Source organism: Streptomyces cadmiisoli, from assembly GCF_003261055.1.
Classification (GTDB): domain Bacteria; phylum Actinomycetota; class Actinomycetes; order Streptomycetales; family Streptomycetaceae; genus Streptomyces; species Streptomyces cadmiisoli.
In genome coordinates, this window is sequence record NZ_CP030073.1 from 256,279 (window position 1) to 280,029 (window position 23,751).

Annotated in this window: 18 protein-coding genes; 3 read left to right on the top strand and 15 right to left on the bottom strand. The window is 69.8% G+C overall.

All coding sequences use genetic code 11. The features are described 5' to 3' along the window. Positions 1 to 130 precede the first annotated feature (130 nt). Together DN051_RS01230 and DN051_RS01235 are read left to right on the top strand one after the other, a co-directional pair. Positions 131 to 553 (top strand): MmpS family transport accessory protein, encoded by a 423-nt coding sequence (locus DN051_RS01230; protein ID WP_234388955.1) that lies wholly within the window; start codon positions 131 to 133, stop codon positions 551 to 553. Between the two features lie 764 nt (positions 554 to 1,317). Next, positions 1,318 to 2,526: a hypothetical protein gene (locus tag DN051_RS01235; RefSeq protein ID WP_112437650.1), complete on the top strand. Its 1,209-nt coding sequence runs from the start codon at positions 1,318 to 1,320 to the stop codon at positions 2,524 to 2,526. A 418-nt stretch (positions 2,527 to 2,944) separates the two neighbouring features. On the opposite strand, the gene DN051_RS01240 is transcribed toward DN051_RS01235, so the two are convergent. Both DN051_RS01240 and DN051_RS01250 read right to left on the bottom strand, forming a co-directional pair. Next, positions 2,945 to 3,376 carry a hypothetical protein gene (locus tag DN051_RS01240; RefSeq protein WP_053761418.1) on the bottom strand — a complete coding sequence of 144 codons (432 nt, stop codon included), beginning with the start codon at positions 3,374 to 3,376 and terminating at the stop codon, positions 2,945 to 2,947. Positions 3,377 to 4,259: 883 nt separating this feature from the next. After that, on the bottom strand, positions 4,260 to 5,441 hold the full coding sequence (locus DN051_RS01250; RefSeq protein ID WP_053761419.1) for an SMI1/KNR4 family protein: 1,182 nt from the start codon (positions 5,439 to 5,441) through the stop codon (positions 4,260 to 4,262). A gap of 552 nt (positions 5,442 to 5,993) precedes the next feature. Between DN051_RS01250 and DN051_RS47205 the strand changes: the two genes are divergently transcribed. Further along, entirely contained in the window at positions 5,994 to 6,125 is a 132-nt protein-coding gene (locus tag DN051_RS47205; RefSeq protein ID WP_281289051.1) for a hypothetical protein, read from the top strand. An 18-nt stretch (positions 6,126 to 6,143) separates the two neighbouring features. Here the strand turns inward: DN051_RS47205 and DN051_RS01255 are convergent, their stop codons facing one another. The 13 genes from DN051_RS01255 to DN051_RS01310 all read right to left on the bottom strand — a co-directional run bounded on the left by DN051_RS01255 (position 6,144) and on the right by DN051_RS01310 (position 23,721). Continuing rightward, the gene (locus DN051_RS01255; RefSeq protein WP_159054193.1) at positions 6,144 to 6,806 is read right to left on the bottom strand and encodes a hypothetical protein; all 663 of its coding nucleotides are present in this window, start codon (positions 6,804 to 6,806) and stop codon (positions 6,144 to 6,146) included. 367 nt (positions 6,807 to 7,173) lie between these two features. Beyond that, on the bottom strand, positions 7,174 to 7,344 hold the full coding sequence (locus DN051_RS44790; protein ID WP_162624764.1) for a hypothetical protein: 171 nt from the start codon (positions 7,342 to 7,344) through the stop codon (positions 7,174 to 7,176). A gap of 380 nt (positions 7,345 to 7,724) precedes the next feature. Next, positions 7,725 to 10,202 (bottom strand): beta-galactosidase, encoded by a 2,478-nt coding sequence (locus tag DN051_RS01260; protein ID WP_199314834.1) that lies wholly within the window; start codon positions 10,200 to 10,202, stop codon positions 7,725 to 7,727. Between the two features lie 405 nt (positions 10,203 to 10,607). Continuing rightward, a complete protein-coding gene (locus DN051_RS01265) occupies positions 10,608 to 11,540 on the bottom strand; it encodes a formylglycine-generating enzyme family protein (RefSeq protein WP_381276954.1) in 933 nt (310 codons plus the stop codon). Beyond that, entirely contained in the window at positions 11,537 to 13,195 is a 1,659-nt protein-coding gene (locus tag DN051_RS01270) for an alpha-amylase family glycosyl hydrolase (protein WP_112437651.1), read from the bottom strand. The genes DN051_RS01265 and DN051_RS01270 overlap by 4 nt, the downstream gene beginning before the upstream one ends. A 12-nt stretch (positions 13,196 to 13,207) precedes the next feature. Further along, a complete protein-coding gene (locus DN051_RS01275; protein ID WP_112437652.1) occupies positions 13,208 to 14,644 on the bottom strand; it encodes a sulfatase family protein in 1,437 nt (478 codons plus the stop codon). A gap of 136 nt (positions 14,645 to 14,780) precedes the next feature. Then, complete coding sequence (locus tag DN051_RS01280; RefSeq protein ID WP_112437653.1) at positions 14,781 to 16,928, bottom strand: glycoside hydrolase family 3 N-terminal domain-containing protein; 2,148 nt, start codon at positions 16,926 to 16,928, stop codon at positions 14,781 to 14,783. Positions 16,929 to 17,101: 173 nt separating this feature from the next. Next, positions 17,102 to 17,476, bottom strand: coding sequence for a hypothetical protein (locus DN051_RS01285; protein WP_112437654.1), 375 nt, complete (start codon positions 17,474 to 17,476; stop codon positions 17,102 to 17,104). A gap of 185 nt (positions 17,477 to 17,661) precedes the next feature. Next, positions 17,662 to 18,555 carry a carbohydrate ABC transporter permease gene (locus DN051_RS01290; protein ID WP_112437655.1) on the bottom strand — a complete coding sequence of 298 codons (894 nt, stop codon included), beginning with the start codon at positions 18,553 to 18,555 and terminating at the stop codon, positions 17,662 to 17,664. Beyond that, complete coding sequence (locus DN051_RS01295) at positions 18,552 to 19,607, bottom strand: carbohydrate ABC transporter permease (protein ID WP_112437656.1); 1,056 nt, start codon at positions 19,605 to 19,607, stop codon at positions 18,552 to 18,554. Before DN051_RS01295 ends, DN051_RS01290 begins: the two co-directional genes overlap by 4 nt. 3 nt (positions 19,608 to 19,610) lie before the next feature. Further along, positions 19,611 to 20,858, bottom strand: a complete 1,248-nt coding sequence (locus tag DN051_RS01300; RefSeq protein WP_053761427.1) for a sugar ABC transporter substrate-binding protein — start codon at positions 20,856 to 20,858, stop codon at positions 19,611 to 19,613. A gap of 344 nt (positions 20,859 to 21,202) precedes the next feature. Further along, positions 21,203 to 22,249, bottom strand: coding sequence for a LacI family DNA-binding transcriptional regulator (locus tag DN051_RS01305; protein ID WP_053761428.1), 1,047 nt, complete (start codon positions 22,247 to 22,249; stop codon positions 21,203 to 21,205). A 488-nt stretch (positions 22,250 to 22,737) separates the two neighbouring features. Then, positions 22,738 to 23,721 carry an LLM class flavin-dependent oxidoreductase gene (locus DN051_RS01310; RefSeq protein ID WP_246040832.1) on the bottom strand — a complete coding sequence of 328 codons (984 nt, stop codon included), beginning with the start codon at positions 23,719 to 23,721 and terminating at the stop codon, positions 22,738 to 22,740. Positions 23,722 to 23,751: the final 30 nt, after the last annotated feature.

The window sequence follows — 23,751 nt, forward strand, 5'->3', positions numbered from 1 at the left end:
GCGGACATCGATGGACGACAACTGCGCGAGACCCGAAGATCGGGCCGATAGCGAAGAACGGGCGCGAGCCGAAGATCGGGCGCAAGACGCGGAATCCGGTGCCAGCACCGGCCGCCCGGACCGCGCGGGGGTGATCACAGCCGCCGTGGCGCTCGCCGCCTGCGGCGCCCTCGTGCTGTACGGGGTGCTCTCCCCGGGCGGCGAGCAGCAGAAGAAGAAGCCCCAGGTGCCAACCGCCTCCGTCACCTACGAGGTGACCGGCACCGGCACTGCCGACATCACCTACCAGGCGCGCAGCAAGTCCGGGAAAGCCACCGTCGTGAAGGCGGCAGCCCTGCCCTGGAGCAGGACCGTGCCGGTCCCGCTCGGCCGCAGCCCCATCGTGAGCATCGTGCTCGGCGAGCAGGGCGGCCAGGCCCGCTGCGCCGTCGCCGTACGCGGCCAGCACCTGCAGAGCGCCACCGCGAGCGGCGGGTTCGGGCGCGCCACATGCACCGGGACGCTACCGAACGCCAGTCCGAGCCCGGACCCGGCCGACGCATCCGCGGGCTGACCACGCCCTCGTGCGCCCCACAGCAGGCGCCAGCGCACGAAGGAGAAGGAGGGCAAACCACACCAAGCGCACGAGCCGCAGTATCTGCGGTCCCAGCGCCGCCAGGATCCGGCAGTCGGCACGGACAGGTGTGGCGGCGTTGTCGAGGGCACTTGCCCGCCACCGTCCTGCCCCGCACCTCGTGTCACCACAGCCGGCCCCAGTCGGGAGGGGCGGCGTTCGCCACACACCGACCACCACCGTCGCGCAGTTGGTCACTGCCCAGGTTCCCGAGCCCCACAGCACGCTCCCCCTCGCCGCCGTTCTGCACCTGAACAGCGCGCGGCAACAGTCGACGCGTCGTGGCGTTCGTCCTCCGCTTTCTGCTCCTCGGCCGGCTCCATAACTTCGTAGCCCCTAAGGGCTGGCCCGACCGACGAGACAGCAAAAGCCGGGCCACGATCCGGACCATTCCCGGACGCAGCTCAACGGCGCGCAATGCACATCCCACCAGCAGACACGGAACCCGCCGGTCGCTTTGAGGGCTTCGTGTGACCGCGGTCTTCTTTAGCTGACGAGGCACAATCCTGGTCCTGGCGAGGTGCCCGTACACCGTCGACCGCGGGACCCCGTACATATCGGCGATCTGCTGGACCGTCTTCCCGCTCGGCGAGCCGACGACCTCGCACGGCCATTCGCTTCCACCAAGTGCCGGTATCACCGTTGATCCGTAATGCCACGGAGTGCCACGGAATGCCATTCGAATGGAAGTGCACTGATTGGCCGTGTTAACTTCGCGCGCCTTCGACGGACGGCTCCGCGAAGAGCAGGTCTCCTCGCTCCACCTGCCGTTCTCCGCCGACTACTTGGAGGTCCCTGTGCCCCAAAGTCACCCGCTCCTGACCACTGCGCTCGCCGCGCTCACCCTCGCCACCGGCACCGTGGTGACGCTCGCGCCCACGGCACACGCCGCTCCCGGCGCCCTCGGCGCCCAGCACCTCTCCTCCTCGCAAACCCCCGCCCCCGCCCCGGTCCAGTACGTACAGGACTTGCTCTACGCCGCCGGAGACTCCGGCTATCTACACCGCCGCGCGAACGCCGACGGTTCGGCAGGCCCGTACACCTGGCGCGGCTACGAAGGTGGCGAACGAACCCTCGGCAGCTACGGCGGCGCACTTCCGGGCGAGTACGGCTACTACGGCACGGGCAGCGACACCGTCCTCACCTCGCAGCAGTACGCCGGCGGCCAGGCTCAGCTGCAGAACCTCGCGACCGGAGAGACGACCGCCGTCACCGTGCCAGAAGGACAGTACGTGGCCGCCGCCTTCGGTTCCACGCTGATCACTCAGGAGTACAACGAGGTATGGCAGGCGGCCCGTCTACACATCCTGCGGCTGTCGGACGCCGGGGCGATCGTCAGCGACATCCCGGTGGACCCGCCCTCGGACCAGTTCTTCGAGAAGCAGCAGACGGTGCTGGCGGGTGACGGCACCTCGGCGCTGATCCGGCTGCGCCACGCGACCGACATCGGACTGCTCGACCTCGCCACCGGCTCGCTCACGACCATCAGCACCCATGCGACCGACGACGACCCGCTCTACCTCCAGGCGGCACTCTCCCCGACTCATATCGCCGTCTACCACGAGGGCGCGAACCAGGCCCGCGTCGTACGACGGGACGACCCGACCGGCGCGCAGACCGCGGTGACGGTCTCACAATCCCCGACCGGCACAGCCTTCGTCGGCCTCGTCGGCAACTGGCTCCTCACGTCCTACCGCCCGCCGTACGGCACCACACCCGGCCCCGGCGGCCCTCTGCTGGCCACTCCCCTGACGGGCGGCGACCCGCGCACGCTGCTGCCTGCCGCCGAGCCGCAGATCGGCCAGGTTCCGGGCGGCGGCGCGATCGCCGTCGGCCAGTCGGCCGCCGGCACGTGGAGCGTGCACCGCATCACGGTGGCCCCGAGCGGCAAACTCGCGCTCCAGGTCCTGTGACCTGAGGCGGTGAGGAGCGCGCCCCCTTGGACTCCGTGGGGTATGCCCCCTCCACACCCTGGGGGCGCGTCCCGGCCCTCCGACTGCCTCCAGCAGGCCCTGGGACGGTCACTGCACCTGAGGGCTGTCAACCCACGTCCGCCGGAAAGCGCATGCCCCCGTCGAACACCGCACGGATCTCCTCGCGCGTCTCCTGGCTCCACGCGAAGGTCCGCCCCTGGTGAGCGATCAGGTCGACGCACTAGAAGCGATGGGACCAGCAACGGAACACCACGCCAACACCACACGAAGCAGTACATCGACCAGCCACGGAGTCCGGGGTGGTACTCATGTGCGGACAACCGTCTCCCGGTTGAGTGGGAGTTGAAGTACTTCGGCTCGGAGCGCGACAGCGGCGCTTGCGGGCTGCTGTCCCACCTCAGGCCGCCGTTCCGTGCGCCCGGCCGTGCAGCGTCAGATAGAAGGTCTGCAGGGACTCCTCCGGACCGCCCAGCTCGAACCGGTTGTGCACCTTCCCCACGGGGTTCCAGATCCGGCCGTCCGGCATCCGCACACCGACTGGCTGACCGAAGTACGTCCGCTGGTCGGCGTCGAAATCCACCCACACCGCGCCCGCGCGGCGCACGAGCACCTCACCGACGTACGCGCCGAGCCCGAAGAGCGTCGCACGCGCGCCCTCCTGGTCGGCCCCGCCCTTGCGCAACCCGTCGACCAGGAAGTCGACGACGCGCAGACTGGCCACGGAGTAGTCCAGCGGCAGCCGGTTGCGTGCCGTGATGCGCGCCACGAAGCCCGTCGCACACGCCCTCATCTCACCCGCGCCAGGAACACGCTCGCTCCCTGTGCTCATGCAACCACCCCTTCACTCGCCCAGCGAGGACCAGATCGCCCTCCCGCTGACCAAGCGGATTCCAGCTCACGAACATCACAGGTCACGGACGTGTCGATCACCACACATCAAATGCACAGCGGACGTACAACCTTTTCGCGCTCCGCGTGAGCCTCATCAGGGACGAGTGACGAACCGAGCCTCGGACAGGGAAGGGCCCAGGAGCACGACCCCTTCCTCCGCGTCGAGCACGTACTCGGATGGGTACGGCTCCCCGCGCTCGGCTTCGTGCTGTCGACCGCCCCAAGGGTCCGGCAGTACCTTCGCCCGCCGGTGAGAACGCACCCCTACGGCTGCCGGGATCGAACATGCCCTCCACCCCCACCGGCAGCCCCTACTCGCCCACCACCCGCAGGGCTGGCCGTACACCAGCCGCCCGCCTCCGACGCGTCCGCCGCCGGCCCGAGCCGGCCCGCCCGATTCCACGCCCACACGGCCACCCAGCGATACTCCGACCTCGCTGGCGTTCCCACCTGCTGGGAGCGGTGACCCCACCCGGAGCGCAGCTCATCTCACGCCGCCTGTGCCCATGGTCCTCTTGTGCGGGATGGAGACCGGCGCCCCAACGTCGCGTTCTCTCACGCCAGTTGACGAAGGACGGCTCTTCCGGGAGAACGACGCTGATCGTCTCCTCCTGAAACGCGGCATCGGTGAGCAGTCGGCGCAGGAAGTCCGCCTCCCGAAGGGATGGACCTGGAAGGCCGGTTCCGTGTGCCTCCCGCAGATGAGCACCGGCCATCGGTCGGGGTCGTCGTCCGTGGTCAGCCAGCAGTAGATGTCCGCGCCGGTGGTCACGCCCCAGGCCAGACACGTCACCCCGGCTCGCCCGCTCCGGGCCAGGTGATCAGCCGTAGCTCTCCAGCTTGATGAACTCCAGCGGATCGTCGTCCGCGTCGAACCCGGGAAAGCCCTCCCACCGGAAACGCCCCCGAAGCCAGGCCAGCAACGTGTCCGTGAGACCCATCGGCAGCGGCCCGCCCTGCTCCGCGTGCCGGGGTACCACGATCAGCGGCCAGCCGTCGGGATCGTCGCCCTCCGTCAGCCAGCAGATCTGGTCACCGTCGATGGTCGACGCGAACGGCAGGAAGCCGCCCTTCTCCGGCCAGACCGGCAGGGGATGGTACTGGGGGTGATTCGCGCGCAGTCTGCGGTAGCCGTCGCGGTACCACTGCTCGGCCACCAGCCCGGAGCGACCGGTGTCCAAGGGCGCGGGCAGGCTCAGCCAGCCCAGCCAGCCGCTGCCGCCATAGGTCTCCGTCAGCGTGACGTACTCGGCGGGCAGCCGCGTGCCCAACTGCCCGTACACCCAGTCCCAGTCGGCTTCACCGAGGTACGGCTCGGCCGGTGGCGGCAGCAGGACCCGCAGCGCCTGAAGCCCGGTGCCCTCGGTGAGCGCTGCCCGGCGCCGAGCCTGCGCGGCGGCCTCCGCGTCCCGGCTCGGCGGCGTCCAGGGCTGCGCTTCCTCAAGGAACGCCGTGCGGCGCGCCGTGGCGGGCAGCGGCCCGAGCGTCCCGGCGCCGGGCAGCGACAGCCCGTCCCGCAGGACCGCGGCGAGGGTCTCCGACAGGGGCGTCCCGTAGTTGAGCCAAGGATTCACACCCTGGTACACCGCGTCCCTGTGGAAGATGACGACCGGCCAGGCGTCGGGATCGTCGGACGCCGACGTGTCCCAGAGCAGACAACTGGCCGCCCGGGTCTCCCCCAGGGCGAGCAGCCCGCCCGCCTCCGGCCAGAACACGGGTGGCTCGTACGGCGGAGCGCCTCGGGAGCCGATGCGGCAGTTGCGGTGGGTCGACGTCAGCCAGGAGCCGTAGTCGAAAAGACCGTCGCGCACACACGGACTGTGCAGCCAGACGAAGTCACCGATGTCGAGTGGGCCGTACGACGCCAGCGTCTTGTAGTCGGTCGGCAGCGTCGTCCCGAGCCAGGTCTCGACGGCGCCCCAGTCGACCGGCGACGACCGGTCGGAGGGCAGCAGCGCCACGAGCGCGGAGAGAGTGTCCGACGAGCGTGAGAGCTCCGACACGCGTCAGCCGATCACAAGGGAAGCGGCAGACTGCTCCTGGCCGCTGCGGGCCGACACGAGAGCCGTCGCCGCGATGACGGCCGGCACGGATGAATACCTACGGGAAGAACGCAGCACGAAGTGATTCCTCGGTTCGTCGGAACAGCACGGCGCAGCACCACCACGCCTCAAGGCGACCCGGTTTATACAGGGCCCGCGACGACCGTTGCCAGGCGACGGACATTACGGACCCGGCGGACGGCACCGCCGCGCGGCACGTCGGGCATCTCCGGACGTACGGCAGGTCCCGCAGGCAGAACATCGACGCCTTCCTGGACGTCAAGAACATCCCGGCCGGTCAGCAGGTCATCGTCACCTGCGGCCTCAACGTCGACTCGCAAACGCCCGAGTACGCCTCGCTGCCGGCCGACGGCGGCCCGGTCGCAGCCGACAGCCGCAAACGGCCACCAATACTCCATCGCCCTCGACCACCACGCGAGCTCTCCGCGCGAGGACCTCGACCACGTCCTGCACCGCGCGAGCCACACCCGCCCGGCGTCCTGGAACAACAATGTGGTCAAGGAGCAGACCGCCCTGTGGACCATCGCCGGCGGGGGCCAGAACTACACGTACACGAACCGCTCCGACCGCTACCCGGTGGCTGGGAGCGGCGACCGACGATGCCCCGGGCGGGACCGGGAGTGACGTCGTCCGCGAGGAGCGTCACTTCGCGTCCGACGGCAAGGTCACGCTCCCGCTGAACACTCCGCGGTTGTCGGCCCGAACCTCCTGGCTCACCGTGATGTCTCCGCCCTGGAAGGGGACGAGGAGCGTCAACGTATAACGGTGCGATGTGAGCCGGTACCCCTGCGCCGCGTCCAGGTCCCACGTCTCGGTGAAGCTCTTGAGCGTGATCTGACCGTCGGTCGCCGTCACCCCGACCTCGCGCAGCTGAGTCAGCGTGGGCTCCACTTCCCGCACCGCCCGTTTCAGAGCGGGGCGCTCCCGAGCGGCCGACAACGTCCCGCCGTCATGGGTGACTTGAAGCCGCACGCCCTCGCCGGTCGCCCCCGTGCGCCGCACAATCGCGCTCTTGGCGTACGCCACGAACGCGTCCAGCTCGGACACGGGATCCTCGACGCTGTTGGCCACTCCGGGATCTGCGAGGGGCCCCTTGATCCACGCCTCGGCGCCCTTCTTGACGTAGCCCGTGCCGTCGACGACGTACACCACCTCGGACTTGCGCTCCCCCTTGCTGGTGGTGATCGTGCCGGTCTGCTGGAGCGCCTCGGGGGCGGTGGTGCGGTGCACGGTCGCGGCGTACGTGGCGGACGAGGGCGCCTGTCCCTGCACGGCGGCGGACTCGCTGCCGCGCAGATCGAACATCCATCCCTCCTCGGCGCCCATGGCCTGCCGGGCTCGGGAGACGAACTGTGCGGCGGTCCTCGGCTTCGGCGCGAGCTTGGTTCCGGCCCCGGCTTGCGACGTGCCCCTCGGATCGGGTTGGGCCTGCGTCGTCTTCGAGGAATCGTGGCGCCCCGCCGGCTTCCGATTGCCATCCTGCGGAGAACATCCGGACACTGCCACCACGACCGCGGCCAACACAACCACGACAGCGCGACGATCACTCGAACACAGACGTATTCCGGTACCGGACAGCACGCATTGCCCCTTCGACATGGACAGGCAGTTTGATGGCGGCCCGGTTATACAGCAGCAGCCGACGCGATGGCGACCGCCCGGAAGAAGTGGGTCAAACGGGCCCTTCGATCCAACGGTCAGCCGCCCCGAACAGCGCGATCGAGCCGAACTTGCGGGCCTGCGGCACGAGCCCGTCGATGTCCAGAGCGAAGGCACACCGGGCCGTCCGGGGGTGGGGTTCGGCCAGGGCGATGTTCTCCTTCGCCCGGCCCGCACGGACCACGTACTGCAGATCCTCACCGCCCAGCGCGTTCTTGTACGAGATGGTGGAACCTTCGCCATCCCGATGTCCGAGAGGGCCTGGAAGTCGTGGAAGGTGTTACCCCGCGGCTGAGGCTGCGTGGGCGCGGAGGCGACGGCGGCGAGGGAGTGGGCGCGACGACAGTTCCGCCTCGACCCGGCCGTCCGACAGCTGCCAAGGACTACTCCCACCACGCCGTTGCGAGGCTGCTGAACGAGGCCAGGCTCACCGCCGCCCAGACATGGGCCACACACCAAGAGAAAGGGCGCCAGACTAACGCACACACCCCCTGCGAAGAATCGACCGATGGCAACTGCATGCGGACCACACGGAACCACCCGTCCCAACGACCGTCACAGGCCTCAAGACCCATTCCTGAGCCGGATCCGCAGCCGTGCGCCGTCCTCGCCGCCCGGCCAGGTGACCAGTCGGCAGCCATTCTCCTCCTCTGTCACCTCGGCGCCGCTGCCGTCGTCGACGAGGACCTCCCGGCCGGTCTCGAGCAGCGCACTGCCGGGGCCGTTGTCACGGCGCAGCAGGAGGGTGGAACCGTCGCCCGCGCCGTCCAGTTCGGCGGTGGCCCACCGCAGCACGCCGCCGTCCAGGCGGATGCCTACCGGCAGCATCCGCCCACTGCGCACCGGCAGTTCCAGCGCGGCACCGTCGGCCAGCGGCATGCCGTTCACGTCCAGGGTGAACTTCTGTGGGACCTGGGCGACGTTGACCAGGTGGAGGAGACGCTGGCCGGTCGCGTCCGCCGTGCTGGTGACGACGAGGCCGGGCGCCTCGCCGTGGGCGACCAGGCGCCGGTGCACTCCGAGCCGGGCGACCAGGGCGCGCCAGAAGTCGAGGTGGCAGGGGTAGTCGCAGGCCATGACGATCGCGAGGCCGCCGCCCTCCGTCCGTACCTCGAAGGCGACCGGGGAGCCATCGGCGACGTCGAGGGCGAGCGGCTGCGCGTCGGTCTCCCCTGTGGCGCGCAGGCGTTGCAGGACGCCGACCCGGACCTCGGGCTGCGGGCCGGCCCAGTCGGTGGCCCGCACGGACGGGAAGTGGTGGACCGTGCCGTCGACGGTCTCGGTGACGGCGACGCCGAGGGTGTCGGCGAGCACCGTGCACGGTGTCCCGTCGTCGTCCAGGACGGGCAGCACGCCGTGCAGCAGCAGGCGTCCGCCGCCCTGGACGAACGCGGCGAGGCGTTCCTGCACCGCCCGGCCGAGGACGGGCGGCGTGGCCAGGGCCACGGCCGGTCCGGCCGGGTCGAGTGCGCTGTCGGCCGAGGTGGGGGCGGCCGAGAGGTCGACCGCCCCGAAGGAGTGACCGCCGAGCAGCAGGGCGCGGGCCAGGATGTCGCGGGGGCCCATGCCCCGGTACCGCTCGACCTCGTGGACGAGCTCGCGCCGCCGGGCGGCTTCCGGGTGGGTGTACTCGGTGAGGTAGTGGTCCTGGACGTAGCCGAGAACGATGTCGTCGTGCTCCTCGTCCATGTCGGCCAGCAGGTGTTCGGCACCGTGGACGGCCCGGACCACGCTCCGGAGGGCCGGATAGGTGGGGCTGAGGCGGCCCTCGGGGTCTACGGGGGCGGCGAATCCGTGGCGCTCCCCGGTGAAGGCGATCCGGTCGTTGCCGTCTCCGACGGGCTCGTCGAGGGGCGGGTTGTGGCCTCCGGCGAAGAGGTAGTAGCTGATCAGCCGGTTGCCCTGGGCGACGCACAGCCGGGTCTTCAGATCGGTGGCCTCCGGGCTCGCCTCACGGCTGAGGTCCTCGACGTAGTTGCCGGTGCCGGACTCGAACTCCAGGGAGGTCAGGGGCTGGTCTGCGTCATGGACGGCGGCCATGAACGCGTTCATGACGTAGAGGTCCGGGACGTTCTCGACGGTCAGTTCGCCGAGGTAGTGGTCGGAGCCCGAAGTGGTCTGCGGCATGCCCGCGTACGCCTTGGAAAGCTGGCTGATACCGATCGGGAACGTCCGGCCGCGTCCCTCGGACGTTCCGTGCAGGTTGACGAGGAACGGCACACCGTGGATGCCGTGCTGCACGGCCATCTCGCGCAGTCGCAGCAAGTACCGGGCGTAGCGGTCGCGGTGGTGGGCTCCGAGGTCGTGATGGAGTGCGAGCTGCTGCGCCTCGCTGCCGCCCCGGGTTCCTCCCGCGCGCCACTGGGCGACCCAGGCTTCGGGTTCGCGCGGGTCGGCGCCGTAGCGCTGTCGCGCGTCGTCGGCTCCCCAGTGCTCGATCGCCCAGGACGCCAGGTCATGGAGGGTGCGGTCGGTCAGCTCAGGGGTGTTGGTGACCCAGGAGAGCATGCCGACCTCGTTGTCGAGCTGCACCGCTGCGACCGGTCCGCCGCGGGTGACCAGTCGGTCGGCAAGGACGGGCATGATCTCGGCGAACCAGCGCTCGGCCTGGGCGAGGTAGCCGGGTTCGAGATAGTCGAGGGTCTGTGTCGGGCCGCGCTCGCCGTCCCAGCCGAGGGGTATGGCGGCAGGGTGTTCGCGGTAGATGCGGAACGGTATGCCCTCGTTCTTGAGCTCGGCCATGATGAACGGGCCGGGGCGGGCGATGACCAGGAGGTCGCGTTCGGCGGCGAGCTCGAGGAAGCCGACGAGGTCGCGGTATTCGCTGGTGGCGCCCGTCAGGTCGACCGTGCCGGAGGCGGTCTCGTGGACGAGCCACGGCATGTAGCTGGCGACTGCGGTGCATCCCGCGGCGACCAGCTTGTCGAGACGGTCGGCCCAATCGCGGCGGTGGAGGCGGAAGTAGTGCACCTCGCCGGCCATCAGGATCCGCGGAACTCCGTCGACGAGGAGTCGGCGCCGCTCCAGCCGCACTCCTTCCACGGATTGATCAAGTGTCTCGGGGTGGCCGGAAGTCGTCGCTGACGTGGGGTTGTCTGCAGGAGATGTCTTCACGGAGGAGTCCTCGGGTGATCGTCAGGGGCATCGGACGGGCGGTGGTTCGCATGGCCGGCCGCACTCGACGACGCGGTCGCGCCGCGGCCACGCCGAGGGGAGGGTGCCGACGATTGCACCGCCCGGGCCGATGTCAGCGGGCGTGAATCCTGGTGAATCCCGTGGCGGGCCTACCCGCGCGCCGGGACGGCGGGCAGGTCGAAGCCGAGGTCGGCGACGTCGTGCTGCCGGCGTTCCAGGACCCTGCCAGGGCCGCCGGCTCCGGGTCGATGCGACGAGCCCATGAGCGACAACACAGCTGCAACCTCGTCCCGCTGGTGCCGGCCGCTCCACTCAGAGCTCTCGCCCCTCTCGGGTCTCCGGTCCCCGCACCACTCTGAACCCGATGTTCCCGCTGGAGCTGTCCGGGGTGTTGCCCATGCGGGCCGATGTGCGGTAGCGCAGGCAGTACGACTCGTGGCACAGGTGCGAACCGCCCTTGAGGACGCGGGCGCCCGGGGCGAACCGGTCCGCGCACCATTCCCACACGTTGCCCGTCATGTTGAAAAGGCCGTAGGCGTTGGCCGGGAAGGCATCCACCGGGCAGGTCCCGCGGTAGCCGTCGGCGGCGGTGTTACCTCCCGGGAACGTGCCGCGGAAGATGTTCATGCGGTACTCGCCGCCCGGGTCGCGTTCGTCCCCCCAGGGGTACGGCTCGCCCTCCAAGCCGCCGCGGGCGGCGTACTCCCACTCGGCCTCGGACGGGAGCCGCACCCCCGCCCAGCGGCAGTACGCGAGGGCGTCGTCGTACGACACGTGGACCACCGGGTGATCGTCGCGGCCGTCGAGGACGGATGCGGGGCCCTCCGGGTGGCGCCAGTCGGCGCCGTGGACCTGCCGCCACCAGGGGGTGGCGGCCGCCGCGCGGGTCGGCGGGAAGTCGTCGGGGAGGAAGCCCCCGAAAACGAAGGACCAGCCGAGGCGTTCGGCGTCCGTACGGTAGCCGGTGGCGTCGGCGAAGACGGCGAACTCCGCGTGGGTGACGGCTGTCGCGCCCATGGTGAAGGCGTCGACCGTCTCCTCGCGGACCGGGCCCTCGCGGTCCGCCGGGTACGGGGAGTCTTCGCTGCCCATGAGGAAGGGACCACCGGGCAGCTCCCGCCAGCCACCCCGCGGGGCGGCGGCAGCGGGGGCGTGCTCGACGCGGATCGCGGTCGCCGCTGCCGTGCGTGCCTGCGGGGGCCGCTGCGGGGCGCAGCAGGCCGAGCGACCCGGGTCGTCGCTCACCGGGCAACCCTCACGCCGGCGCTGCCGAGATCGAAGACGCCGTACGCGAAGCCCGCGGCGGTCAGCAGGTCGTCGTTCACGTCGACTCCGGCGGCCTCGACGGCCTGGGCCCGGGTCAGGCCGCTGGTGATGCCCTCGGGCAGAGTGAATTCCGACCGCTCACGGCGGGGGTTGACGACGATCAGGTAGCGCCCGCCGCGCAGGTACACGAAGGGGTATCCCTCGTGCAGCACCTGCACCCCTGCCTGGCTGCCCAGCTCGGGCGTCGACTTGCGCAGGGCGATCAAGCGGCGCACCAGGTTGAGGAGGGAGCCGGGATCCTCGCGCTGGGCGGCGACCGTGGGGCGGGCGGGGTCCGGGTCCAGGGGGAGGTAGAGGCGTTCGGCAGCGGCGGTGGAGAAGCCGGCATTGTCGGTGGCGTCCCACTGCATCGGGGTGCGCGAACCGGCCCGGTTGTAGCGGGCGCCGAGGACGCTGCCCTCGCGCTCCGGCAAGTCGGGAATGTAGCGCATGCCGATCTCGTCGCCGTAGTACACGGCGGGGAGAGTCGGCCAGGTGAGCTGGAAGGCGAAGGCCGCGGGAAGCTGCTCGGTGGTGCGCGGTCCGCAGGCGAGGCGGGAGAAGTCGTGGTTGGCGGTGGGCAGCGCGACGAAGCCACCGCGCCCGGCGGCGGAGATCGCGTCGGTGGCGGTCCGCCAGCCGTCGAGGAAGGTCCCCAGGGACCCGGTGCCGTCGGCCCCGAAGTAGGGCTCCAGCGGCGCCCAGCCCTCGCTGACGGTACCGGTGTTGTTGTTCCACAGGGAGCGCAGCTTGAGGCCGTCGTCCTCGGCACCGAACTGCAGGAAGAAGTCGGCGTGGAAGCCCGCCGGTACGGAGACCGCCGGGTCGCCCCACTCGGACAGGAGCGCGGCCTGCGGATGGCTCTTGTCCATCCAGTCGCGCATGTCGCGCCACAGGCGGGCCGACTCGGCGTGGCCGGGGTCGTCCTTGACGAGCGAGGCGGCCATGTCGACGCGGAATCCGGACAGGCCCAGGTCGAGCCAGTGCTCCATGATGTCGCGCAGGGCCTGGCGGTTGGCTCGTGGTCCGTCGGCGTCGACGGGCTGCCGCCAGGGCTCGTCCGGGTGTGTGCGCGCGTAGCCGAAGTTGAGGGCGGGCTGGCTGGGGAAGAAGTTCGGCTTGTACCAGCCGGGGCGGGTGCCGGGCGAGGGCTGGAAGCCGTCGCCCGGGTGGGTGTCGCCCTCGGCCCAGATGTAGCGGTGATCGGAGGGGTCGTCGGCGGACGCCGTGAACCACGGGTGCCGGTCGGAGGTGTGGCCCGCCACCAGGTCGAGCAGGAGGCGTATGCCGTGGCGCCGGGCGCTGTCGGCGAGCCTGGCCAGGCTGTCGTTGGTGCCGTAGCGGGGGGCGACGGTGAGGTAGTCGGACACGTCGTAGCCGGCGTCCTGGAAGGGCGAGGCGAAGCACGGGTTGAGCCAGACGGTGTTCACGCCGAGCCAGGCAAGATGCTCCAGCCGCTGCTCGATGCCGGCGAAGTCGCCGATGCCGTCGCCGTCCGCGTCGGCGAAGCTCTGCGGATAGATCTGGTAGAGGACTGCGTCGGCCAGCCATTCGGTGGCCGGGCGGTTGTCGGGGCCGGAGCCGGTTGTCGTCATGGGATCGTCCCTTCAGGAAGCGGTCGGCGCGGGCAGCATGCCCTCCGGCGTGTCACCGAAGTGGCGCTGGAGTTCGGCAAGTTGTGCCGTCAGGTCCTTGACCATGTCCGCGTACAGCGGGTCGTCGTAGCGGTTGTGCAGCTCGTGCGGGTCCTGTGTCAGGTCGAACAGTTCCCAGGCGGGCGGGCGCGGCGCGTCCTTGGCTCCGTCCGCGCCCGAGCCGTGGCCCGGGTAGTGGATGAGCTTGTGCGTGCGGGTGCGGATGCCGTAGCAGGCCTGGACGTTGTGGCAGACGTCCAGGTGCATGTAGTAGCGGTAGTAGACGGCGTCCCGCCACTCCTGCCCGTCCTCCCCCTTCAGGAGGGGTAGCAGCGACCGGCCCTGCATACGGGAATGGGGCGCCAGGCCCGCCATGTCCAGCAGAGTGGGGGCGTAGTCGATGTTGGCCACCAGTTCACCGTGGCGGGAACCGGCCTGGGTGACTCCGGGCCAGCGGAGCACCAGCGGGATGCGCATGCCCTCCTCGTACATGAACCGCTTGTCGAACCAGCCGTGCTCGCCGAGGAAGAAACCGTGGTCCGAGGTGTACGCGACGGCGGTCGAGGCCTCCAGGCCGGTGACGTCGAGGTAGTGCAGCACACGGCCGACGTTCTCGTCGAGGGCGGCGATCACCCGGAGGTAGTCCTTGATGTAGCGCTGGTAGCGCCACTCGCGCTCGTCGCGTGGTGACAGTCCGGGCGGCACCGGTACGCCCTTGAGGTCCTCGTCCGTGAGGTCCTCCATGCTCATCTTCGCCTCGTGCGCGGCAGGGGCGCGGCTGCCGAGGTCGTCGTGGAGGGTGGGCGGGGCGGGGATCTCCTCGTGCTCGTACAGGTGCCGGTGGCGTTCGGCGGGCTCGAACGGGCGGTGCGGCGCCTTGTGCTGGATCAGCAGGCAGAAGGGCTTGTCGGGGTCGCGCTGGTCGAGCCAGTTCAGCGCGAGGTCGGTGATGATGTCGGTGACGTAGCCCGGGTACGTCTTCCTGCCGTGGGCGGTGACGAAGTCGGGGTCGTGGTAGACGCCGTGCTCCGGCAGGATCTCCCAGTGGTCGAAGCCCTCGGGGTCGTGGCCCTCGCCGTGGCCGAGGTGCCACTTGCCGACGATCGCGGTCTGGTAGCCCGACTCCTGGAGCAGCTTCGGGAACGACGGCTGGCTCGCGTCGAACGTGTGGTCCGGGCCCTCCAGCGACGTCATGCCGTTGACATGGCTGTAGGTGCCGGTCAGCAGGGTGGCGCGGGCGGGCGAGCAGATCGCGTTGGTGCAGAAGGTGTTCTCGAAGACCGCGCCCTCGGCTGCCAGGCGGTCGACCGACGGGGTCTTGTTGATCACGCTGCCGTAGGCACCGACGGCTGCGGGGGCGTGATCGTCGGTCATGAACAGGATGATGTTCGGACGCTGGTCGATGGTCATGGGCGGCGGGCTCCGGTAGGGGTGAGGACGTACGTTCCGGTGCGAGACCTGTGGTGGCACCGCGGCGAGAGGCGACGCGAACGCCCCCGGTCACGTCCGCCGTTGCGCACGGCGGACGTGACCGGGCTCGGGCGTGTCAGCCGACCGTCAGGGTGCAGCGGGCCTCGGCCAGGGAGCTCGTACCGGCGTAGAGGTCGATCCTGCCCGGCTCGACGGTGAAGTGACCGGCCTGGTCGTTCGTCCAGAACCCGAGGTCCTCGGCGCCGAGCGTGAAGCGTACCTGCGTGGTCTGCCCCGGCTCGAGCGTGACGCGACGGAAGCCGCGCAGCCGGCGTACCGGCTGGGCGATACTCGCCACCGGGTCGTGGACGTAGAGCTGGACGACCTCGTCGCCGGTGAGTTCGCCGGTGTTCGTCACGTCCACGCGGACCTCGACGCACTCGCCGTGCTCGAGTTCGTCGACGGTGACCGACTGCCGGTCGAGCTGCGGCTCTCCGGTGGCGAACGTGGTGTAGCTCAGGCCGTGCCCGAAGGCGAACTGTGGTCCGTCGGCGAGGTCCAGGTACTTGGAGACGTACTTCTCGTCGTCGTGCGCCGGGTCGTAAGGGCGTCCCGTGCTCTCCCGGTTGTAGTAGACCGGGATCTGGCCGACCGCGCGGGGGAAGGTGACCGGCAGCTTGCCGCCGGGGTTGACGGCCCCGAAGAGCACATCGGCGACGGCGTTTCCGGCCTCGATGCCCGGGTGCCATGCCTCGAGCAACGCCGGGACGCTGTCCAGCCAGTTGCCGATCGTCAGGGGCCGGCCGTTGACCAGCACGACCGCGAACGGCTTGCCGGTGGCGGCGACGGCGGCGATGAGTTCCTCCTGCCCGTCGGGCAGGGAGATGTCGCTGCGCACCGCGGCCTCACCGCTGAGCTCGGGCTCCTCGCCGATGACGACGACCGTGACCTCGGCGGACTCGGCGGCGGCGACGGCCTGGGCCACGTCGGCCCCGGCGTGAACGACCTTCGCGGCAGGGGCGGCGGCGCGTACCGCATCGAGGATGCTCACCGTCGGGAACCGGCGGCAGCCGGGACCGGCCCATGTGCCGTGCAGATCCGTGTGGTCGGCGAACGGGCCCACCACCGCGATGGACCCAGCACCGGCGTCCAGCGGCAGCACGCCGCCGTCGTTCTTCATGAGCACCATGGAGCGGGCGGCGGTCTGCCGCGCCGCCTCCCTGGCCTGCGGTGTCGGCACGTCGACGGCCGCGGACTCGTCGGTGTACGGGTCGTCGAAGAGACCGAGCGCGAACTTCAGCCGCAGGATGCGGGCGACCGCGTCGTCCAGTCGGTCCTCGGTGATCCGCCCGTCGGCGAGCAGCCGCTTGCCGTGGGCGGCGATGTTCGTGCTGACCATCTCCATGTCGAGGCCGGCCATCAGGGCCAGCCGCGCGGCGTCGGCGCCGTCCTCGGCGTAGCCGTGGGCGATGAGCTCTTCGACGCCCGTGTAGTCGCTGACGACCACCCCGTCGAAGCCCCACTCCTCCTTGAGGATGCCGGTCATCGTGTGCGGGTTGCCGTGCGCCGGGACGCCGCTGACGGTGTTGAACGCCGCCATGACGGTGGCCACTCCGGCATCGACGGCGGCTCGGAACGGCGGCAGGTACAGATTGCGCAGCCGCTGCTCGGAGACGTCGACCGTGTTGTAGTCCCGCCCGCCCTCGGCGCCGCCGTAGGCGACGAAGTGCTTCGCGCAGGCGGCGACCTTGTCGTCGGCGGTGAGGTCGTCGCCCTGGTAGCCGCGGACCTTGGCCACCGCGAGGACGGCGTTGAGGTACGGGTCCTCGCCGCAGCTCTCCGCGATGCGGCCCCAGCGGGGCTCGTGGGTGACGTCCATCATCGGCGAGAACGTCCAGCGCACGCCGTTGGACCTGGTCTCCCTCGCCGAAACCTCGGCGTCGCGCTCGACCACCGCCGGGTCGAAGCTGGAGGCCTGTGCAAGCGGGATCGGGAAGGTGGTCCAGAAGCCGTGGATCACGTCGAAGCCGAAGAGCAGCGGGATGCCGAGTCGGGACTCCTCGACCGCCATGCGCTGCAGGGTGTTGGTGTGGGCCGCGCCGTGCAGGTTCAGGACCGAGCCGAGCAGGCCGGCACGGGCCGCACGCTCGACCTCCTCGGTCTGGCCACCGCCGGGGCCGGTGTCGCCGGTCCAGGTCAACTGCTGGAGCTGGCCCAGCTTCTCCTCGATCGTCATCCTGTCGAGCAGGTCCTTGACCTTGTCTTCGTACGGTCCGCCGAGCATCTCAGTCCTTTTACTCGTTCGCGCCGCCATCTCAGGGCTGACGACCCCTGGCTGTAAGCGCATACATTCTACCTTGCAAGATATCCCCCGCACCTGCACGTGGGGCAATACCGGTGGGTACGACATGCGGCGGGCCCCTTGCCGGGTGCCGCAGCCAGCCGGCGTGGGGAAGTTCAGCCCCGGTACACGGTGAACTCCGGCCGACGCTCCCGCAGTGCCGTGCGGCGGCCCTCGAAGAAGACCCTCGCGTCGGTGCGGCGCGCCCGACCGACGACGGCCACGTCCCCCGACGGACGAAACGTCACCCGCTCCTCCTCCACGGCGCCGATCTCGTCCGTGGCGTACGCGATGCACATCCCCGCGGCCGTGAGGCCCCTCAGCCGCATCGCGGCGCCGCGATGCGGCGGATGCGGCCGTTCGCCGCCGAACAACGGCCTGCCGCGTCCCGCGGCGGTGACGTCCTCGGCGTTACCGGAGCCGATGCGAAGGCGTGCAGCAACCGCCCGCCCGTCCGGGTCCGTCGCGGTGAGGAAGGTGCGGCGGTGCATGCGGCGTTCCAACTCCCAGGGCTGCAGTTGTGTGCGGGGGGTGGCGCGTGGCCCGGCAGGGCAGGGAGGCGCGGTGCCGGGCAACGCGGTGGTCCGGAAGAGGGCTGGTTCGCACGGCGGCGGATGGTACGGGGCCGGCAGCCGTCAGGGTGCTGCCGGCCCCGTACAAATGAGGGGCGCGCCCGCTACTTGATGCCCGCCGTGGCGATGCTCTGCGTGAAGTAGCGCTGCAGCACGATGAAAACTGCGAGCACCGGCAGAACGACGAGGAACGCGCCGGCCATCAGCACACCGTTGGAGCCGTTGGCCTTGGTCGGGTCGGTGGCGAAGGTGGCCAGCGCCACCGGGAGCGTGTACTTCTCGACGTCGTTGGTCGCGATCAGCGGCCACAGGAAGTTGTTCCACGAGCCGAGGAAAACAAAGATCGACAGGGTCGCCAGAGCGGGTTTGACCTGGGGAATCACGATCCGCCAGAAGATGTACCACTCGCGTGCCCCATCCACCCGAGCGGCCTCCAGCAGCTCGTCGGGGACAGCTGACATGAACTGCCGCATCAAGAAGACCCCGAAGGCACCGGCCGCGGACGGCAGGACGAGCGCCGCGTAGGTGTCGAGGAGGTTCATCTTGCTCACCATCACGAACTGCGGCATCAGCATCAGGTTGCCGGGCACCATCAAGGCCCCCATGACGACGCCGAAGATCACCTTTTTGCCCGCAAAGTTCAGCTTGGCCAGGGCGTAGCCCAGCATGGAGCAGAACAGCAGGTTGCACAGGGTGACGATGAGCGCGACGAGTGTCGAGTTGAAGAAGTAGCGCGGCACGTCCAGGAGGTCGAACAGCTTGCTGAAGTTGGCCAGCGTCCAGTCAGTGGGGATCCACACCGGCGGACTCGCCGAGAGGTCCTGGGGCGTCTTGAACGCGGACAGGCCCATCCACAGGAAAGGCGCGGTCGTGATCAGCAGACCAAGGCCGAGCAGTACGTAGGTGACGCCCCTGGTCCGGCGGGTACGGCGGTCCCGCGCCGCGTACCCGTCGCGGCGGGCGGTGGCGGTGGCACTCGTGTCGGTCGTGGCGCTCATTTGGTCTTGTCCTTCAGCAGCCGCATCTGGAGCAGCGTGACGGCCAGGATGATCACGAACAGGGTGTAGGCCATCGAGCTGGCGTAGCCCATGTTGAAGAAGTTGAAGCCCTCGCGGTACATGAGGAGCGAGACCGTGAGCGTGCTGTCCGAGGGACCGCCGTTGGTCATCACGAACGGCTCCTCGAAGACGTTCAGGAAGCCGATCGTCGTCATCACCGTGACGTAGAGCATGGTGGGCCGCAGCAGCGGAACGGTGATCCTGCGGAACTCCTGGAAGGCGCCCGCACCGTCGAGCTTCGCCGCCTCCCGTACCTCGGTGGGGATCGCCTGCAGTCCTGCGAGGAACAGCACCATCGACGTGCCCAGGTTGCGCCAGACCGCCATCGCGATCAGCGACGGCATGGCGAGGGACTCGGAGGCGAGGAAGTCGGGGGCGGTGAGTCCCACCTGGGCGGCCAGCCCGGCGATCAGGCCCTCACTGGGGTCGAGGACGAAGCGCCACACCACGGCGACAGCGACGATGGCCGTGACCACCGGGGCGTAGAAACCGACCCGGAAGAAGGTACGGAACCGTTCGATGCCGGAGTTCAGCAGCACCGCCGCCAGCAGGCCGCAGCCGATGGTGAGCGGTACGCCCAGCACCACGAAGTAGCCGGTGTTGAACAGCGCCCGCAGGAACTGCTCGTCCCCGAGCAGCTCGGAGTAGTTCTCCAGGCCGACGAACTCCGCGTCGAACGGGTTCGTGACGTTGCGCAGACCGAAGTCCGTGAAGCTCATCACCAGCGTCGCCAGGATGGGGACCGCCATGAAGGTGACGAAGAACGCCAGGAACGGCGTCGAGTAGAGCCAGCCGGAGAGGTTGTGCCGGGAGAGCCGGTCGGGCCGCAGCGGTGTGCCGCCCGACGTCGTCCGGGTGCCGGCTCCGGCCGCTTTGCGCAGCGGTCGGGCGGCGGCCTTGCCGGTCACGGCCGACTCGGCGGGGGTGTCGGTGGTGCCGGCGGCGGCCCGCCCGCTGGAAGCGGGCCGCTCGGCAGAGTTCGTACCGCTCATGCCTCAGGACACCAGGCCCTCGGTCTTCTTCTGCAGCTCCTCGGCGAGCGCAGCCGGGTCGCCACCCTTGGCGAGCTTCTCCAGGGTGACGTCGATCTCGTGGGCGACCTGCTCCCACTGCGCCAGCGGCGGGATCTCCCCGGCGCTGTTCAGCGCCTCCTCGAAGACAGCCACATCGGCGTTCTTGAGCGCCGGCTCGTCCCAGGCCTTCTTGTTGGCGGGCAGCGACTTGGACATCTCGTACCAGTCCGCCTGCGTCGCCGGGCTCGTGAGGAACTTGGTGAACTCCTTGGCCGCCGCCTTGTGCTCACTGCTCTCGAAGGTGACGAGGTTGGAGCCGCCGATGATGGAGGCGGGCTGCTTGCCGGCCGGGAGCGGGACCGCCGCCCACTTGCCCTCGATCTGCGGGGCCTGGTCGGCTATGTTCTGCACCATCCAGGGGCCGGAAGGGAACATCGGCACGCTGCCCGCGCCGAAGTCCTTGATCACGTCATAGCCGGGGGCGGCAGGCGTGTCCTTCGCCAGACCCTTGTCGAAGTACTTGGCGTACTCGGTGAACGCCGTGACCGCCTCCGGCGAGTCCAGCGCCGGCTTGCCGTCCTTGTCCAGAATGGTGCCGCCCGCCGAGAACAGGTACGGCGCCCAGTTCTGCCAGGAGCCCTGGCCGCCCGCGGGGTGGGAGAAGGCCCACTTCGTGGAGTCGAGCTTCTTGAACGCCTCGGCGAGGGCGAGCTGGTCGGTCCAGGTTTCCGGGGCCTTGGCCACCCCGGCCTTCTCGGCCAGGTCGGTGCGGTAGTAGAGGACGCGGGTGTCGACGTACCACGGCACGCCGTAGACCTGCCCGTCCCTCTCGCTGCCCTTCCAGGCGGCGGGGAAGAAGTCGTCCGCCTTGAACGCCTTCGTGTCCACCGGCTCCAGCACACCCAGGTCCATGAACTCGCCCATCCAGGTGGAGCCGAGCTGAGCCAGGTCGGGCAGCTGGTCGGCGGCCGCGGCGGAAACGAGCTTCTGATGCGCGACGTCCCAGCCCACCGGGGTCACCTTGACGGTGATGTCCGGGTGCGTTTCGTTGAACTTCTTGGCGATCTCCGCGACCCGCTTGCCCTCCTCACCCATGGCCCACACGGTGAGAGTCTGCTTGGCGTCCGCGCCCAACTGGTCGCCGTCTCCGCTGCTGCAGGCCGTCAATCCGAGCGACAATGCCACAGCGGTCGTGGCGATGGCGGCACGCGACAAAGCAATACGGGACATGCGAGCTCCTCCTTGAGTACGCGCGTCGTTCTGTAAGCGCATACATGATCCTTCAGGAGGCGTTCGAACTGACGCAAGCGACGATCGGTAACGCTTCTGTAAACATGCCGAAACCTTGCCCGCAGCGGGCTGCCTACGCGCGTACGACGGCAGCAGGCGGCCCGCCGTGCGCTGGACGCGGTGCACCAGGACGTACGGACCGCTTCACTCCGGCGATGCACGGCTGGACAATGACCGCCGGTAGGGCATCACTGGGACAAGTTCGCTGTATGCGCATACCGGGTCGGGCCGACCCGAAGTGCGGAGCATGCCGGGTGCCGGGAACCGACCGGGTGCGAGGCTCCCTAGACCCCGCACCCGCAACTGGCGCGCAGGGCCAAAGTGGTCGGCAGGGTGCGCGAGAGCGCCGGGCGGCCACGGTCGGCGATCCGCGCGACGAGCAACTCCACGGCCTCCTCCCCGAGTCGGCTCATGGGCTGCCGGACGGTGGTGAGCGCCGGGGTGACCAGACGGCCCAGCGGAATACCGTCGAACCCGGTGACGGCCAGGTCGGTGGGAACGCGGATCCCCCGCTCGGCGAGCACCTGGAGTGCCCCCACGGCCATCTGGTCGTTCGCGAAGACCATGCCCTGCGGGCGCGGCCCCTCCCCGTCCAACAGCTCCATCGCGGCCTTGCGTCCGGAGAGCAGCGTCAGGTCGCCACGCACCGAGGGCCGCTCGGGCAGCGGCAGCCCCGCCGCGAGATGGGCCGCCTGGAAGCCGCGGAATCGGGCCTCCGCGTCCGGCGAGTCCTCGGCGCCGCCGACGAACGCGAGGTTCTTCAGCCTGTGGCCGTCGATCAGGTGCCGGGTGAGTTCCAGCAGGCCGTCGAAGTTGGCCACCTCGACGGCGTCGAGACCGGACGACAGCGGTCCGGCAAGCACGACCAAGGGCAGCCGCCGCGAAACGACGTCCAGCACCGCTGGCGGAACGTGCTGAGCGAGAATCGCCAGGCCGTCGACCCGCCCGGCCACGTCGGACAGCACCTCCCCCGCCCGGTCGGCATGGGCGGCCGAGATGAGCAGCGCATAACCGTGCCGCCGCGCGGCGCGCTCCATCCCCCGGATGACCTCGTCGCCGTAGAAACTCAGCTCGGCCTCGTCGGCGTCCGGCGCCGTCCCCTCGGCCTCCGGATCTGCGAAGTCGGGAAAGCACAGCCCGAGCACCCCGGTCGCCCGGCTGGCCAGCCCCCGCGCGCTCGCGCTGGGCAAGTAGCCCAGATCGTACGCCGCGGAAAGCACCCTCTCGCGCGTTGCGACCCGCACCGAGTCGGGCATGCGGTAGACACGGGAAACCGTCGCGATGGACACACCGGCGCGCTCGGCGACGTCGTAAACGGTGGGATCACCCATGATTGAGCCGCTGCTTTCGATACCCGCTGAGATTTTCACAGCTGCGCCGTCTGACTGTGGAAGCGCATTCAGCCTAGTTCTCCGGCTCCGGGCTGACAACCGGGCCGGCGGCGCGCGGACACCGTCGTTCCCCGCCCCGCTGCGACCGGAACCACGTCCCGCGCCGGTTCGCATGGCGCCGGCGCCCACCAACATCAAGCCGCGGAAGCGAATCGCCCCTGGCACAAGGTCACCGCCGCCGGCAAGCTGCAGGTGCCGATCAATCACCCGGCCAGGTCACGCCGAGATCGGCGACCCCCGGTAGGACCGCCGAAGGTCCCGCTGTCATCACGTGGACAGGGACGGGCGGCATCACTACTGCTTGACCTTGACTCACCGGGGCCTTCTACAGGAGTCCCGGTGAAGAGTGCCCCGGCAAGCGCCGCCCGGCAGCCCTCTGACACCCCAACAGAAGCCTGTAGTCACCTATTCATCGGAGTGAGATCGCCTCACTGGGCCGCTGCAGAGCCGGCCTGTGGAATGTCCGCCAGCATCGTCTGCAAGTCGTTGAGAGCCACACGGCTGCCGAACTTCGCTGCGACGCCGGTGACGTTCAGAACGATTTCGTCGGCTCCAGCCTGGCGGAACTGATCAAGCTGATGGGCTAGTTCCTCCCCGGTTCCGAAGAGGAACCCGCCGCCCTCGATCAGCGCTTCCGCGCCAGCTTCGGGATTGGTCATGTCGATGTCGATCCCGGACAGCCTCAGCATGCCGGCGTAGTTTGGCTGGCGCAGGTGACCGGCGTTGCTGGCCAGTACCAATTGCGTGGCGACCCGGTCCGGTCCGCTGAGGGCGACGGGAACGATCGCGGTGAGGCGAGGCCGGGGCCGCCCCGCTGCCGTGGCACCGGCGTCGAGAGCAGGCACGATGACGTCCGCCAGATAGCTCGCCGGTGTCATCCAGGTGATCGCTACGTCGGCGATCTCGCCTGCCAGCCGTGCCATACCGGGGCGCAATACGCCGAGACCGAGTTCGATCGGCGGTCCGGGAACACGCTTCAGCGTCGCGTCACATGTAAAGTGCTTGCCCTTGTACGCGATGCCACCATCGTTGAGCAGTCCGCGGACGATCGTGAGGTAATCCCGTGTGGCGCCCAGTTGGCTGGTGTACTCCTCGCCGAGCAGACGGCGCTGTACATCGGCAGTACCGGGTCCGTAGCCCACGACGAGGGGGTGCCCCAGGGTCAGGGAGAGAGTACGGGCTTGAAGGGCGGCGTCGAAGGGGTGACGGAACGGCATCAGGGTCACCCCGATGCCGGCGGGAACCCGAAATCCGCTGACCGCAGCCGCAGTGAACGTTTGGTGGGGGTCACTCGTCGGTGCCTGGCCCTGCCAGAGCCGGACAGCGTGGCTCATCTGCGTCAGAGCCGCGAAAGGCAGGATCTGCTCGCTGCGCGGCGGCGCGATCGGTGCGTAGATCGAGAAGGTGGTCACTCAGTGCTCCTTGCGTGCATCGCTTCGTGT